The following is a 13,975-nucleotide window of genomic DNA, read 5'->3' as shown; positions in this document are numbered from 1 at the left end:
GGATCGTCCGCCGTCGTCCTGACGGAAGGTCAGGTCAGCGCACCCGCCCCCGCGGCTTGAGGGGAACGGACGGAAGTTCCGGAGCCGCCAACGGCTCCCCGTCGTACCCCTTCACGTCCCCGAATCTCGAACCCGTCATCCAGTCCTCACGGGCCTGGGCGATATCGTCCTGCGACCTTCCGATGAAGTTCCACCACATGACGAGCTCCTCCTCGAACGGCTCGCCGCCCAGGAGCATCAGGCCCGCGTCCGAGCCCGCCCGCACCGGAAGCTCCGTACGGCCGCAGCCGAGGTAGAGCATCGAGCCGGGGAGGACCGGGACGTCGTCCACGTGGGACTCGCCGGACATGGCGAGGACCGCGTACTCGAAGTCCGGGTTCAGGGGGACGTGGACATCGGCGCCCGCGGTGAGCGTCAGGTCCGCGCCGACGAGGGGGCTGTACGTCGTGCCGGGGGACGTCGCGCCGTCGAGCGAGCCCAGGATCACCGTGGCGGTGAGGCCCGGGGCCGTCACCGTCGGCAGCTCCGCATGGTGCTGGAAGTGCGGCTCGACGTGGCGGTGCGTGTCCGGGAGCGCGACCCACAGCTGGGCGCCGTGAAGGTACCGCGCGTGGGTCTTCGGGCTCTCCTCGGAGTGCGAAATGGCGCGGCCCGACGTCATCAGGCCCAGCTCGCGCGGGCGGATCGTCTGCAGGCTGCCGGTCGAGTCGCGGTGCAGCACCTCGCCCTCGTGCAGCCAGCTCACCGTCTGCAGGCCCATGTGGGGGTGGGGCGGCACCTGCATGCCGGGCTCGTCCGCGATGTCGTCGGGGCCGTAGTGGTCGACGAAGGCCCAGGCGCCCACCATGCGGCGGCCCAGGTTCGGCAGCAGGCGCCGGACCTCGGTGGACTCGCCGAGCTTCACGCGGCGCGGGCTGAGAAGCTCACGCACCGGTTCCGCCACGACGAAACCCCGTCCGCCGCACACGGAGGGAACCGCCTCACGATCAAGATTGCTCATGTCGGACAACCTAGGGCCTGCGCGGCCTTCCGTCAGTCCCGCGGCGGGAAGTCGCCCCGACGGGCGGCGCGCGCACCGGCGCGTCCGCCGCCCGTACGGGTCACCCGGCGCGCCATCCGCACCGCCGGCCACTGCAATGGACGAGTGCCCCAAGTGACCGCGGCGTACCAGACGACCCTGGCGAGCCAGGCGTACCAGGCGACCCCGGCCGTGGACGCCGCGCCGCCGGACGACTGCCTCGCCCGCAACGACTGGATCTGCGGCGCGTACCTCGACACGCGCCGGCACATCCTCGTCGACGCCGTCGTGCAGCACCTGCAGATCACCGCGGTCGCCGTCGCGATCGCCCTCGTGATCGCCGTGCCGCTGGCCGTCGTCGCCCGCCGCTGGGGCTGGGCCGCCGGACCCGTGCTCGCGCTCACGACCGTGCTCTACACCATTCCGTCGCTCGCCATGTTCTCGCTGCTCCTGCCGGCGTACGGGCTCTCCGCGACGCTCGTCGTCGCGGGCCTTGTGCTGTACTCGCTCACCCTGCTCGTCCGGAACATCCTCGCCGGACTCCGCGCCGTCCCCGAGGAGACCCGGCAGGCCGCCCGGGGCATGGGCTACGGGCCGATCCGGCTGCTGCTCACCGTCGAACTGCCGCTCGCGCTGCCCGCCGCGATGGCCGGGCTGCGCATCGCCACGGTCTCCGCCGTCTCGCTCGTGACCGTCGGGGCGATCGTCGGCTACGGGGGCCTGGGCAACCTCATCTACTCCGGCATGAACACGTACTTCAAGGCGCAGGTGCTCACCGCCTCCGCGCTGTGTGTCGTGATCGCCGTCGTCGCCGACGTGCTGCTCCTCGGCGTCGGCCGCCTCCTGACCCCCTGGACGAGAGCGAGCCGTTCATGACGACAGGAAGTCCCGCGTGAGGGCAGGGAAACCGCTCGTGACGACAAGGAGCCGCTCGTGACGACAAGGAGGCGGTCGTGAAGACGCTCACCGACGCCTGGGACTGGCTCGCCGACGCCTCGCACTGGGCCGGCGACGACGGCATCTGGCACCGGCTCGCCCAGCACCTCGTCCTGACCGTCGTGTGCCTCGTCGTGAGCTGCCTCGTCGCCCTGCCGATCGCCCTCGTGCTCGGCCACCTGGGCAAGGGCGGCGCGCTCGCCGTCAACATCTCCAACGTGGGGCGGGCCGTACCGACCTTCGCCGTCCTCGTCCTGCTCCTGCTGACCCCGCTCGGCCAGTACGGCGAGGGGCCCACCGTCGTCGCACTGGTGCTGTTCGCCGTGCCGCCCCTGCTCACCAACGCCTACGTGGGCATGCGCGGTGTCGATCGCGGCGTCGTCCAGGCCGCTCGCGGCATGGGCATGACGGGGAAGCAGATGCTGCTGCGCGTCGAGGTGCCCCTCGCGCTCCCGATGATCATGAACGGGGTGCGGATCGCCGCCGTGCAGCTCGTCGCCACCGCCACCATCGCCGCCCTCGCGGGCGGCGGCGGACTCGGCCGCATCATCACCGCCGGGTTCAACCTCGCCAGCACTCCGCAGGTCGTCGCCGGTGCCTTCCTCGTCGCGGTCTTCGCCCTCCTCGTGGAGGGCCTGTTCGAGGTCGCGGAACGGTTCGCACCGTCCTGGGCGCGGGGGAGCGGATGACCGGGCGAAAACTCGCCGTGTTCGCGGCGCTCACCGCACTGCTCGCCGGCGGCTGCTCAAGCGGCCCCGCCCTGGAGGACCAGGGCGCGGTCACCGCGCCGCCCGGCGACAGCAAGCACCTCGTCATCGGCTCCGCCGGCTTCACCGAGAGCGACCTGCTCGCCAACCTGTACGCCCTCCTGCTCGACGACGCCGGATACGGCACCCGCATCCTGTCCGTCAACAACCGGGAGCTCTACGAACCCGCCCTGGAGGCCGGCCAGATCGACGTCGTCCCCGAGTACGCCGCCACGTTCGCCGACTGGCTCAACGCCAAGGCCAACGGGGCCGACGCCAAGCCCGCCGGGTCGCCCGACCTCGACACCACCATGTCCGCCCTGCGCGCTCTCGCCGGGCCCCGCGGCCTCGTCGTCCTCGACCCCGGCAAGGCCGTCGACCAGAACGCCTTCGCCGTGACCTCCGCGTACGCCCGCGCCCACGGCCTGCGCACCCTCAGCGACCTCGGGGCCTCCGGCCAGAAGGTGCGGCTCGCCGCCGGGGACGAGTGCGTCCAGCGGCCGTACTGCGCGCCGGGGCTCAAGAAGGTCTACGGGATCGACGTCACCGGCGTCGACCCGAAGGGCGTCGGCACCACACAGTCCAAGAAGGCCGTGCAGAACGGGCAGGACCAGATGGTGCTCACCACGACCACCGACGCCACGCTCGACGCGTTCGGCCTCGTCCTGCTCGCCGACGACAAGAACCTCCAGAACGCCGACTACATCGTGCCGGTCGTGAACCGCACCCGCGCGGGCAGCGCCAAGGTCGCCGAGGCGCTCGGCAAGCTCAACGCGGTCCTCACCACCCAGGACCTGGCGTCACTGAACGAGCAGGTCGACGGCTGGCGCCGGCTCCCCGAGGACGTGGCCCGCACGTATCTGGAGGACAAGGGACTGCTACGAGGGCCCCACACCGACCGCTCACCCTCAAGGTGAACTTTAGGGTGAGGGTTCAGGGTTGATCCGGAGGCCGCGCGGGCGGCTCAGGCGTCCGCGACCGAGTCGAAATCGACCTCGTCGCGCCCCACGCCCTGCGCGTCCGCGTCCACCGACCGCCGCAGCGCCTCGTGCAGCTTCGCCGGTGTCAGAACGCCCAGGAAGCGGGAGCCGTCGAGCACCGCGACCCAGCCCGCGTCGTGCTGCAGCATCACGCCGAACGCCTGCTTGAGAGGCGCCCCGACCGGGACCCACGCGTTCATCCGGTGCGCCAGCTCACCGACCCGCACGCCCGCGCCCGCCCGGGTCACCTCGTCGACGCCGACCCAGCCGTGCAGGTCCTGCCGCCCGTCCAGGACCACGGCCCAGCGCGCCCCCTCCTCCCGCAGCCGGGCGGCTGCCACGGCCGCCGACTCATCGATCCCGACCACCGCGGGCTGCTCCAGATCGGCCGCCTCGATCGCGGTCACCGACAGCCGCTTCAGCCCCCGGTCCGCACCGACGAACTCGGCGACGTACGGCGTCGCCGGCGTCCCGAGCACCGCCCCCGGCGTGTCGAACTGTTCGATGCGTCCCTGCCCGTACACCGCGATCCGGTCGCCGAGCCGCACCGCCTCCTCGATGTCGTGCGTGACGAGCAGGACCGTCTTGCGCACCGCCGCCTGCATCCGCAGGAACTCGTCCTGCAACTGCTCGCGCACCACCGGGTCCACGGCGCCGAAGGGCTCGTCCATCAGCAGCACGGGCGGATCGGCGGCCAGCGCCCGCGCCACCCCGACCCGCTGCCGCTGACCGCCCGACAACTGCTCCGGATACCGGCCCCCGTACGTCTTCGGGTCCAGGCCCACCAGGTCGAGCAGCTCGGCGGCGCGGGCCCGCGCCTTCGGCTTCTTCCAGCCGATCAGGGCCGGGACGGTCGCCGTGTTGTCGAGGATCGTGCGGTGCGGGAAGAGGCCGACCTGCTGGATGACGTACCCGATGCGGCGCCGCAGCCGCACCGGGTCGACCGCCGCGATGTCCTCGCCGTCGACGAAGATGCGGCCGGAGGTGGGCTCGATGAGCCGGTTGACCATCATCATCGTGGTCGTCTTGCCGCAGCCGGACGGGCCGACGAGCGTGACCAGTTCGCCCTCGGCGACCTCGAAGGAGAGGTCGTCCACCGCCGTCGTGCCGTCCGCGTACCGCTTGGTGACCTGATCGAACCGGATCATGCGCCCACGCTAACCGCGCCCCTCACTCCCCGCTCACCAGCACCACCTCCAGGGTGCGCGGACCGTGCACCCCCTCGACCCGGTCGAGCTCGATGTCGCTCGTCGCGGAGGGGCCGGAGATCCACGTCAGCGGGCGCGCCGGGTCGAGCCGTTCCAGTGCCTGCGGCACCGAGGACACGACCTGGTCGGGCACGCGCACCACGCAGATGTGGTGGTCGGGGATCAGGGTGATGCGGCGCCGGCCCTGGTCGGGGGAGCCGTCCAGGACGATCGTGCCCGTCTCGGCGATCGCGATCGCGCACCCCGTCACGACGCTCTCCACGCGGTCCAGTTCCGCCGGGGTGCTGACCGCCCGGTCGTGGACGCGCGGCGGGTCGGCCGCCGACATCCACTCCGGAGGCAGGCCCGGCGGGACCAGTACCGACTCCGGGCCCCGCTCGGCCAGCAGCCGCATGATCAGGAGGGGCAGCTCCCCGGCGTCGCAGCGGTGCACGATCGCCCGGTAGTCCGCCAGGTTCTCGGCGAGCAGCTCCACCGTCTCCTCGACGCTTCGCCCGCCGTGCTCGCGCAGATAGCTCCGGTCGACGTCCGTGCCGTACGAGGACGGCGGCTCGACCGGGCCGCCGAGTGCCCGCCGCACCCGGCCCAGGATCACGTCCCTGCTGCTCACTTGCCCGCCTCCTTGCCGCCGTCGGTCCGCTGCCACCAGTCACGGAAGGACTCCGCGGGTACCTGCGGGAGATCCCGGGTGTCGGTCCACGCGCGGCCCGGACCCGGCACCGTCCGCGGATGGAAGCGTCGGGTGCGGGCGGCCAGGCGCTGGCCGGCCGCGAGCGCCGCCGGATGGGTGAACGCCCAGCGGGCCGCGCGCATCGCGGCGCGCTCGGCGGCATGTCCCTTGGCCGGCTTGAGGGTGACCTTCGTGCCGCGCCGGGTCACCGGACCGCCCTCCACCACCCGCTCCCGCAGATGGACGAGGACCTCGGGGATGTCGATGGCGACCGGGCACACCTCGTAGCAGGCGCCGCACAGCGAGGACGCGTACGGCAGCGAGGCGTCGATCTCGCTCTGCGTGCCGCGCAGTTGGGGGCTGAGGATCGCGCCGATCGGCCCCGGGTACACGGAGCCGTACGCGTGCCCGCCGGCCCGCTCGTAGACCGGGCACACGTTGAGGCACGCCGAGCAGCGGATGCAGCGCAGCGCCTGCCGGCCGACCTCGTCGGCGAGGGTGTCCGTGCGCCCGTTGTCGAGCAGCACGAGGTGGAAGGTCCGCGGGCCGTCGGAGTCGGTGGTGCCGGTCCACGTCGACGTGTACGGGTTCATGCGCTCGGCCGTGGAGGAGCGCGGCAGGGTCTGCAGGAAGACCTCCAGGTCCTGCCAGGTCGGCACGATCTTCTCGATGCCGACGACCGAGATCAGCGTCTCGGGCAGGGTCAGACACATCCGGCCGTTGCCCTCGGACTCGGCGACCACGAGGGTGCCGGTCTCGGCGACCATGAAGTTCGCGCCGGAGACGCCCACCTTGGCGCGCAGGAACTTCTCGCGCAGATGCAGCCGGGCCGCCTCGGCGAGTTCGGCCGGGGTGTCGGTCAGCCCGTCCGGGGCCGGGCGCCCCCAACTCCCCATCTCCTGCGTGAAGATGTCGCGGATCTCGCCGCGATTGCGGTGGATCGCGGGGACCAGGATGTGCGAGGGGCGGTCGTCGCCGAGCTGCACGATCAGCTCCGCGAGGTCGGTCTCGTAGGCGCGGACACCCTCGGCCTCCAGCGCCTCGTTGAGTCCGATCTCCTGCGTGGCCATCGACTTGACCTTGACGACCTCCCGCTCGCCGGTCGCGAGGACGAGCCGGGTGACGATCCGGTTCGCCTCGTCGGCGTCGGCCGCCCAGTGGACGGTGCCGCCCGCCGCCGTCACCGACTCCTCCAACTGGACGAGATAGTGCTCCAGATGGCGCAGCGTGTGGTCCTTGATCTGCTTTCCGGCCTCGCGCAGCCGCGCCCAGTCGTCCAGCTCGGCGACCGCGCGGGCGCGCTTGTCGCGGATCGTGTGGGTCGCGTGCCGCAGATTGGCGCGCAGCGTCGTGTTCCGTACGGCGTCGTGCGCGGCCTCCGGGAAGGCGGGCATGCCGACAAACGTGCCGCTCATGTGAGGGGCTCCTCTTCCGTGCTCGCCAGGATCTCCGCGATGTGCACCGGCCGCATGCCGACCTGCAGGCGCGACATCGTGCCGCCGAGGTGCATCAGACAGGAGTTGTCGGCCGCGCACAGGACCTCGGCGCCGGTCGCGACCGCGTTGCGCACCTTGTCCGTGCCCATGGCGGCCGAGACATCGGAGTTCTTCACGGCGAAGGTGCCGCCGAAGCCGCAGCACTCCTGCGCGCCCGGCAGCTCCCGCAGCTCCAGGCCCTTCACCGCGGCGAGCAGCCGGGTCGGGCGGTCGCCGAGGCCGAGCGAGCGCAGGCCGTGACAGGTGGGGTGGTAGGTGACCGTGTGCGGGTAGTACGCCCCGACGTCCGTCACGCCCAGGACGTCGACCAGGAACTCAGTGAGTTCGTACGTCTTCGGGACCACCGGCGCGAGGGCGGTTGCGAGCCGGTCGCCGCGTCCCTCCGCGCGGGCCCGCTCGCCCATCCGCGGATACAGCTCGCGCACCATCGCGGCGCACGAACCCGACGGCGTGATGATTGCGTCGTAATCACCCGAGGCGACTCCGGGACCGAAGACATCGGAGTAATGCCGGGCGAGCGGCTCGGCCTCGTGACGGTAGCCGGTGTTGTAGTGGGGCTGCCCGCAGCAGGTCTGCGCGGCCGGGAAGTCCACCTCGACGCCCAGTCTGGTCAGCAGTTTCACCACCGCGCGGCCGGTGTCCGGATAGAGCGTGTCGTTGACACAGGTCAGGAAGAGTGCGACACGCATCGTGGCCCCTTCGTCGGGTCGGCTCGGGTCGATCATCGGATGGGTGCAGCGTACGTCGTCGTGGCCTGCCGGTCACGGGGTGTGCGCGGACGGCCGCGCCCGGCTGACGGTCCGTCACAGGCCGGGGGCCCGTCAGGCCCGGGTCCCGCCCGCCCCGGACGCGAGGGCGTGTGCTGAACTGGCCCCGTCCCGGTCGTCCGGAATCCGGGGCCTTCGTACCGTCATCCGATCCGTCATCCGATCAGTCGTCATGGAGTCGAATTGAGCGCCGCGCGATACCGGCAGGCCGGGGTCGTCCTCACCGACCGCCGTTTCTCCGTCCCGTTGGACCACTCAGCCCCCGACGGCGAGCGGATCGAGCTGTACGCGCGCGAGGCCGTCGCGCCGGGCCGCGAGGACGCGGACCTGCCCTGGCTGCTCTACCTCCAGGGCGGCCCCGGCTTCGGCGCCAACCGCTTCTCCGGCACCCAGGCCTGGCTCGGCCGCGCCCTGAAGGACTTCCGCGTCCTCCTCCTCGACCAGCGCGGCACGGGTGCCTCCGCTCCGGTCAACCGGCAGACGCTCCCGCTGCGCGGCGACGCGCCCCAGCAGGCCGCGTACCTGGGCTTCTTCCGCGCCGACTCGATCGTGCGGGACTGCGAGCTCGTCCGCCGCGAGGTCACCGGGGGAGCGCCCTGGACCGTGCTCGGCCAGAGCTTCGGCGGCTTCTGCACGGTCACCTACCTGTCGACGGCGCCCGAGGGCCTCGCCGCCGCGCTCATCACCGGCGGACTGCCGACCCTCGACGGGCACGCGGACGACGTGTACCGGGCCGCGTACCCGCGCGTCGAGCGCAAGGTCCGCGCGCACTACGCCCGCTACCCGATGGACGTCGAGCGGGCCCGCGAGATCGGCGCATACGTCCAGGAGCACGAGCCCGTCCTGCCGAACGGCTACCGGCTCACCCTGGAGGCCTTCCAGTCCCTCGGCATCTGGCTCGGCGCGGGCGACGGCAGCGACCGGCTGCACTACCTCCTGGAGGACGCGTTCGTACGGACCCCGGGCGGGCGCGAACTGTCCGACGCGTTCCAGGAGCAGACCGGCGCGGCCCTGTCGTACGCGAGCCATCCGCTGTACGCCGTGCTGCACGAGGCGATCTACGCGCAGGGCGGTCGGGCCACCGACTGGTCGGCGGAGCGGGTGCGGGGCGAGTTCCCTCAGTTCGACGGGGCGAAGGCGCTGGCGGACGGGGGCGCGCTGCTGTTCACCGGGGAGAGCGTGCATCCCTGGCAGTTCGACACCGACCCCGCGCTGCGGCCCCTGCGGGAGGCGGCGGAGCGCGTCGCCGGGCGGGTGGACTGGGCGCCGCTGTACGACTCCGCGCGGCTCGCGGCGAACGAGGTTCCTGTCGCCGCGGCCGTCTACCACGACGACATGTATGTGGACACGGGGATGGCGCTGCGGACGGCCGAGGCGATCCGGGGGGCCCGGTGCTGGGTGACGAACGAGTTCGAGCACGACGGGGTGCGGGCGGGTGGGTCCCGGGTGCTCGATCGGTTGCTGGGGATGGTGCGCGGGGAGGTGTAGCGCGCCGTGGCTCCGCGGGTGCGTTCTTCGGTGCGGGCCGGTGGGGCTTCTCGCGCAGTTCCCCGCGCCCCTGAAGGCGAGCGGCTTCGCCGCTCAGCCTTCATCGGGGAAATGCGACGCGAAGCGTCTGCATTTCAGGGGCGCGGTGCTGTATCGATGTGCGGCTCCGCCGCGTGGGCGCGACCAGCCCCCACCGGCCCGCGGCCGCCCCGCCCTCGGAAACATCGTGCCGCCCGCCGCACAGGCGCATACGCTGCCTGGCATGAGCGTGCCCGAAGCGAAGAAGACGCCGCTGGAACCGATGCCGGACGACTGGAGCCGTGCTCTGGCCGTCGTGGCGCACCCCGACGACCTGGAGTACGGATGCGCCGCCGCGATCGCCGCGTGGACCGACGCCGGCCGCGAGGTCACCTACGTACTGGCCACCCGCGGCGAGGCCGGCATCGACACCCTGGAGCCGGAGAAGTGCGGCCCGCTGCGCGAGCAGGAGCAGCGGGCCAGCGCGGCCGTCGTCGGCGTCGACACCGTCGAGTTCCTCGGCCACCAGGACGGCGTGATCGAGTACGGCACGGCGCTGCGCCGCGACATCGCCGCCGCGATCCGCCGCCACCGCCCCGAACTGGTCATCACCCTCAACCACCGGGACACCTGGGGCGGCCTCTACTGGAACACGCCGGACCACGTGGCCGTCGGCCGGGCCACTCTCGACGCCGCGTCCGACGCGGGCAACCGCTGGATCTTCCCCGAGCTCGTCGAACAGGGCCTGGAGCCCTGGAACGGGGTGAAGTGGGTGGCGGTCGCGGGCTCGGCGCAGCCCACGCACGCCGTCGACGCGACCCCCGGCCTGGAGCGCTCCGTACGATCCCTGCTCGAACACCGCACGTACATCGAGGTGTTGACGAAGGAGGACCCGGAGACGTACTGCCGCAATTTCCTCACCGGGAACGCGCAGGCCGCGGCCGAGCGCTTCGGCGGGAAGCCCGCCGTGGCGTTCGAGCTGTTCAGCCGCTGACGTCCGCCTCCACCCGGAGCGGGGCCCTGGCGGGCAGCACGCGCAGCGCGGCCACGGCCGCGAGCGCCGTGAGCAGCCCCAGCACCGTCAGGGTCGTCCGCATCGACGCGGTGAAGTCGGCCCCGTGGGCGGCGGCGGGGGAGACCAGGAGCATCGTCGCCAGGGCCACGCCGAGGCTCGGGCCGATGTTCATCGCCGTCTGCTGCAGGCCGCCCGCCACCCCGGCGTCGGCCCGCGGCGCCCGCCGCACCAGGACCTCCGTCGCGGTCACCATGACGGTGCCGAAGCCGGCCCCCATCGCCAACGCGCAGGCACCGACCGCGAGTCCGGACGCGTCGGTGGCGAGCCGGCCGAAGGCCAGAACGCCCACGGTCAGCACCGCGAGCCCGCCGGCCGTCGTCGTCCGCGCCCCGTGCCGCCGCAGCAGCACCGCGCCCAGCGGCGCCGACAGGATCATGCACAGCGCGGCCGGCAGCATCCGCAGCGCGGTGGCCAGGGCATCCAGGTGCTGCACGTCCTGGAGGAAGTACGTAGCCGAGAACAGTGCGCCGAAGAGCGCCGCAGACGCCGTCAGCAGGATGCCGAGCGAGGTCGCCGTCACCGGTGCGGCGATCACCGCAGGGGAGAGCAGCGGGCTCGGCGCGCGGCGTTCGTGACGTACGAGGAGCGTTCCCGTCACGGCCGCGCCGGCAAGGGCCGGGACGGCGACCGTCGTGTCGGGGAGTGACACGAGCGCCGTGACCAGGCCCGCCAGCGCGCAGCCGAGGAGCAGCGCCCCCAGCGGATCGAGCCCCACCGGCTGCTCACGGGAGGCGTCCGCCGCCTCCGGGTCCCGTACGAGGAGCACGAGCGCGGCGATCACCAGCGCGGGCGGCACGCCGAGGAAGAACACCGAACGCCAGCCGAAGTGCGCCGTGAGCACGCCGCCGACGACCGGACCCGCCGCAGCCGCGAGGCCGATCGCCGCGGTGCGGGCGGCGATCGGCGGGCCGAGCCGGTCCGCCGGGAACGCGGCCCGCAGCATGCCGAGCGTCGCCGGTTGCAACAGCGCCCCGCACACGCCCTGGACCACCCGCAGCCCGATCAGCAGGCCGATGTCCGGAGCGAGCCCGACCCCCGCCGAGGCCGCCGCGAAGCCGAGCATGCCGTACCCGAACAGGCGCCGGTGGCCGTACCGGTCGCCCAGCCGGCCCGCGAACACGAGCAGGCTCGCCACCGTGATCAGATACGCGGTGCTGGTCCACTGGACCTGGCCGAGACCGGCCCCGAGGTCGTCGCCCAGCGCGGGCTGCGCGACGGTGAGGACGGTGCCGTCGAGCGCGACGAGCACCGCTCCGACCACGCTGCCCGCGAGGGTGATCCGGCGGTGCGCCGTGCCGCTCATCGGGCGACCGGGCCCAGGTGGGCGTCCAGTACGGCGGTGAGGAGCGGGTCGACGGCCTCGGACCCGGTGGCGAGCTGAAGGCTGCCCCAGCCCCACAGCTGGGCCACCCCGTGCAGGTTCGCCCACAACGCCCCGGCCACGACGGCGGGTCCGGCCTCCGGGCGGACCTCGGCGATCAGCTCCACGAGCACACCGAAGAGCGGCAGGCTCGTCTCCCGCAGCCCGAACCGCTCGCTCTCCAGCAGATCGTGACGGAACATCAGCTCGTACATCCCGCGATGGCGAGCCGCGAAGTCCAGGTAGACGCGCGCGAGGGCGGTGATCCGGGCGCGCGGGTCCGCGTCCGCCTCCGCCAGGGTTCCGGCGACGCGCGAGCCCAGATCCGTGAAGCCGCGCCGGGCGATCGCCGACAGGAGTTCCAGATGGGTCGGGAAGTAGCGGCGGGGCGCGCCGTGCGAGACGCCGGCCCGGCGGGCGATCTCGCGCAGTGACAGTGCGGCCGCGCCTTCCGCGTCGACGAGTGCGACACCCGTGTCCACGAGGCGGTCGCGCAGGCTCGCGCCGCCGTCCGGGGCGGGCTCGGGCGGCTGAGGTTCTGACGGTGCGGATTCAGGCATAGACAGTGTCTACCCGATGGGCGTAGACGCTGTCTACTCCTGGCGGGGGGAGGCGGGGTGCGCTGTCCCGTCAAGGCGCTTCATGGCTCTTCGCGGCGCCTCAAGGCCCTTCAAGGTCGAGGCGATTGCCGTTACGCTGCGCGCCGCTCGCGGTGCCGACGACGTCCGGCTGGAGGCAGCATGATCGACACGACCGACGGGGATCTGCCCGACGGGGACGACCTGCGGATGAGGCTCGACGTCGAGCCGGACGGGATCGGGGTGCTCACCCTGTGCCGCCCGGCCAAGCTGAACGCCTGGAGCTGGGAGGCCAGCCGACAGCTCGGGGTGATGGCCGACCGGATCCGCTTCGACGACCGCGTCCGGGTCGTGCTGCTGCGGGCCGAGGGGCGGGCCTTCTGCGCCGGGATCGACGTCGGCGCACCCGGTGGCGGCATCGAGGGTGAGAGCGGGTCGGCGCGGGCGCGCGGCTACTACGAGGGAATCCGCTGGGCGCACGAACGGTTCGCCGCGTTCGCCCGCTTGCCGCAGCCGGTCGTCGCCGCCGTGCAGGGCTACTGCCTCGGATTCGGCTTCGAACTGGCGCTGATGGCGGACGTGCGGATCGCGGCCGAGGACGCCGTGTTCGCCCTGCCGGAGGCGCAGTTGGGGGTCGCCGTCGACGCGGGAGGCGACCTGCGGATCGCGCGGGAGGCGGGGGCGGGGTGGGCCAAACTCCTCGCGCTCACCGGGCGCAGGATCGACACTGCCACCGCGTACCGGCTGAACCTGCTCCAACAGGTCGTTCCCGTCGACGAGTTGGAGAAGACCGCCCGTGCGGTCGCCGCCGAGATCGCCGGGAACGCGCCGCTCGCCGTGCAGTCCGTCAAACGGGACATCGACGCCTACGCCGACGCCGGACTCGATGCGGCGCTCGACCGCGTCGCGATGAGCGCCGCGCTCACGCTGACCTCCCGGGACGCCACGGAGGGGTTCACCGCGAAGGCGGGCCGCAGGCCGCCCCGGTTCCGCGGGGCGTGAGCCGTCCGGGCGAATCCGTACGTCAGGGGGGAAGAAAGCTCGACGGCGGGCGGTTGGTGGACCCCGAGGCCCCTAGTCCGCTCCGTCCGGAAGGCACCCATGACCTCCGCACCGTTCGACCCCCGCGCCCTGCTCGCCGAAAGCCGCCTCGGCGTCCTCGCCACCCTCAAGTCCGACGGCCGGCCCCAATTGTCGCCCGTGCTGCCGTTCTACGACCGGGACACCGAGACGCTGTACGTGTCGATGACGGAGGGCCGCGCCAAGACGGCGAACCTGCGCCGCGACCCGCGCGCCGCCCTGGAGGTCACCGGACCCGGCGGACGCGAGTGGGCCACCGCCGAGGGCGCCGTCGAACTCGTCGGCCCCGGCACCGATCCGCACGGACCCGAAGTCGAGACCCTCGTCGCCTACTACCGCAAGGCCGCGGGCGAACACCCCGACTGGGACGAGTACCGGGCGGTCATGGTCGCCGACCGGCGCGTGCTGATGACGATGAAGGTCGACCACGTCTACGGCCAGCGCCTCGGCTGACTGACGGCGCCTAGGGCGTGTGTCGAAAGTCCCGTCGTTCGCCCGAAGGGCGGGCCCCGCGGTGTCCGGTGCGTGCGATCGCAAGGCGCCGGAGCGTCCTCA

Annotated in this window: 14 protein-coding genes; 7 read left to right on the top strand and 7 right to left on the bottom strand. The window is 72.8% G+C overall.

The window, feature by feature from the left end; genetic code table 11:
• Positions 1–34: 34 nt before the first annotated feature.
• Positions 35–1,000 carry a pirin family protein gene (locus ACZ4E1_RS34125; RefSeq protein WP_467546822.1) on the bottom strand — a complete coding sequence of 322 codons (966 nt, stop codon included), beginning with the start codon at positions 998–1,000 and terminating at the stop codon, positions 35–37.
• Positions 1,001–1,210: 210 nt separating this feature from the next.
• On the opposite strand from ACZ4E1_RS34125, the gene ACZ4E1_RS34120 reads away from it, so the two are divergent.
• The 3 genes from ACZ4E1_RS34120 (at position 1,211) to ACZ4E1_RS34110 (ending at position 3,617) form a co-directional block, all read left to right on the top strand.
• On the top strand, positions 1,211–1,894 hold the full coding sequence (locus tag ACZ4E1_RS34120) for an ABC transporter permease (RefSeq protein WP_467546999.1): 684 nt from the start codon (positions 1,211–1,213) through the stop codon (positions 1,892–1,894).
• 77 nt (positions 1,895–1,971) lie between these two features.
• Positions 1,972–2,643: an ABC transporter permease gene (locus tag ACZ4E1_RS34115; protein WP_467546820.1), complete on the top strand. Its 672-nt coding sequence runs from the start codon at positions 1,972–1,974 to the stop codon at positions 2,641–2,643.
• Positions 2,640–3,617, top strand: coding sequence for an ABC transporter substrate-binding protein (locus ACZ4E1_RS34110; protein WP_467546818.1), 978 nt, complete (start codon positions 2,640–2,642; stop codon positions 3,615–3,617). Before ACZ4E1_RS34115 ends, ACZ4E1_RS34110 begins: the two co-directional genes overlap by 4 nt.
• 47 nt (positions 3,618–3,664) lie before the next feature.
• Here the strand turns inward: ACZ4E1_RS34110 and ACZ4E1_RS34105 are convergent, their stop codons facing one another.
• From ACZ4E1_RS34105 to ACZ4E1_RS34090, 4 genes are read right to left on the bottom strand one after another with little or no spacing between them, the layout of a single operon-like run.
• Positions 3,665–4,828, bottom strand: a complete 1,164-nt coding sequence (locus tag ACZ4E1_RS34105; protein ID WP_467546816.1) for a betaine/proline/choline family ABC transporter ATP-binding protein — start codon at positions 4,826–4,828, stop codon at positions 3,665–3,667.
• A 22-nt stretch (positions 4,829–4,850) separates the two neighbouring features.
• Positions 4,851–5,498 carry a LutC/YkgG family protein gene (locus ACZ4E1_RS34100; protein ID WP_467546814.1) on the bottom strand — a complete coding sequence of 216 codons (648 nt, stop codon included), beginning with the start codon at positions 5,496–5,498 and terminating at the stop codon, positions 4,851–4,853.
• Positions 5,495–6,973 carry a lactate utilization protein B gene (locus ACZ4E1_RS34095; RefSeq protein ID WP_467546812.1) on the bottom strand — a complete coding sequence of 493 codons (1,479 nt, stop codon included), beginning with the start codon at positions 6,971–6,973 and terminating at the stop codon, positions 5,495–5,497. Before ACZ4E1_RS34095 ends, ACZ4E1_RS34100 begins: the two co-directional genes overlap by 4 nt.
• The gene (locus tag ACZ4E1_RS34090; protein ID WP_467546810.1) at positions 6,970–7,743 is read right to left on the bottom strand and encodes a (Fe-S)-binding protein; all 774 of its coding nucleotides are present in this window, start codon (positions 7,741–7,743) and stop codon (positions 6,970–6,972) included. Before ACZ4E1_RS34090 ends, ACZ4E1_RS34095 begins: the two co-directional genes overlap by 4 nt.
• A gap of 261 nt (positions 7,744–8,004) precedes the next feature.
• Here ACZ4E1_RS34090 and ACZ4E1_RS34085 point away from each other — a divergent pair, with 261 nt between their 5' ends.
• Both ACZ4E1_RS34085 and ACZ4E1_RS34080 read left to right on the top strand, forming a co-directional pair.
• Complete coding sequence (locus tag ACZ4E1_RS34085) at positions 8,005–9,309, top strand: alpha/beta fold hydrolase (RefSeq protein ID WP_467546808.1); 1,305 nt, start codon at positions 8,005–8,007, stop codon at positions 9,307–9,309.
• A gap of 262 nt (positions 9,310–9,571) precedes the next feature.
• A complete protein-coding gene (locus ACZ4E1_RS34080) occupies positions 9,572–10,321 on the top strand; it encodes a PIG-L deacetylase family protein (protein WP_467546806.1) in 750 nt (249 codons plus the stop codon).
• Here ACZ4E1_RS34080 and ACZ4E1_RS34075 read toward each other — a convergent pair.
• Both ACZ4E1_RS34075 and ACZ4E1_RS34070 read right to left on the bottom strand, forming a co-directional pair.
• Positions 10,311–11,705 carry an MFS transporter gene (locus tag ACZ4E1_RS34075; RefSeq protein WP_467546804.1) on the bottom strand — a complete coding sequence of 465 codons (1,395 nt, stop codon included), beginning with the start codon at positions 11,703–11,705 and terminating at the stop codon, positions 10,311–10,313. The genes ACZ4E1_RS34080 and ACZ4E1_RS34075 overlap by 11 nt on opposite strands.
• Complete coding sequence (locus ACZ4E1_RS34070) at positions 11,702–12,322, bottom strand: TetR/AcrR family transcriptional regulator (RefSeq protein ID WP_467546802.1); 621 nt, start codon at positions 12,320–12,322, stop codon at positions 11,702–11,704. The genes ACZ4E1_RS34075 and ACZ4E1_RS34070 overlap by 4 nt, the downstream gene beginning before the upstream one ends.
• Before the next feature lie 180 nt (positions 12,323–12,502).
• Between ACZ4E1_RS34070 and ACZ4E1_RS34065 the strand changes: the two genes are divergently transcribed.
• Together ACZ4E1_RS34065 and ACZ4E1_RS34060 are read left to right on the top strand one after the other, a co-directional pair.
• Positions 12,503–13,342, top strand: a complete 840-nt coding sequence (locus ACZ4E1_RS34065; RefSeq protein WP_467546800.1) for an enoyl-CoA hydratase/isomerase family protein — start codon at positions 12,503–12,505, stop codon at positions 13,340–13,342.
• A gap of 99 nt (positions 13,343–13,441) precedes the next feature.
• Positions 13,442–13,873: a PPOX class F420-dependent oxidoreductase gene (locus ACZ4E1_RS34060; RefSeq protein WP_384627361.1), complete on the top strand. Its 432-nt coding sequence runs from the start codon at positions 13,442–13,444 to the stop codon at positions 13,871–13,873.
• Positions 13,874–13,975 lie beyond the last annotated feature (102 nt).

This window comes from Streptomyces sp. NPDC025806 (genome assembly GCF_055558275.1).
The sequence above is the reverse complement of the archived record's forward strand: the minus strand, read 5'-3'. Positions and strand labels throughout refer to the sequence as shown.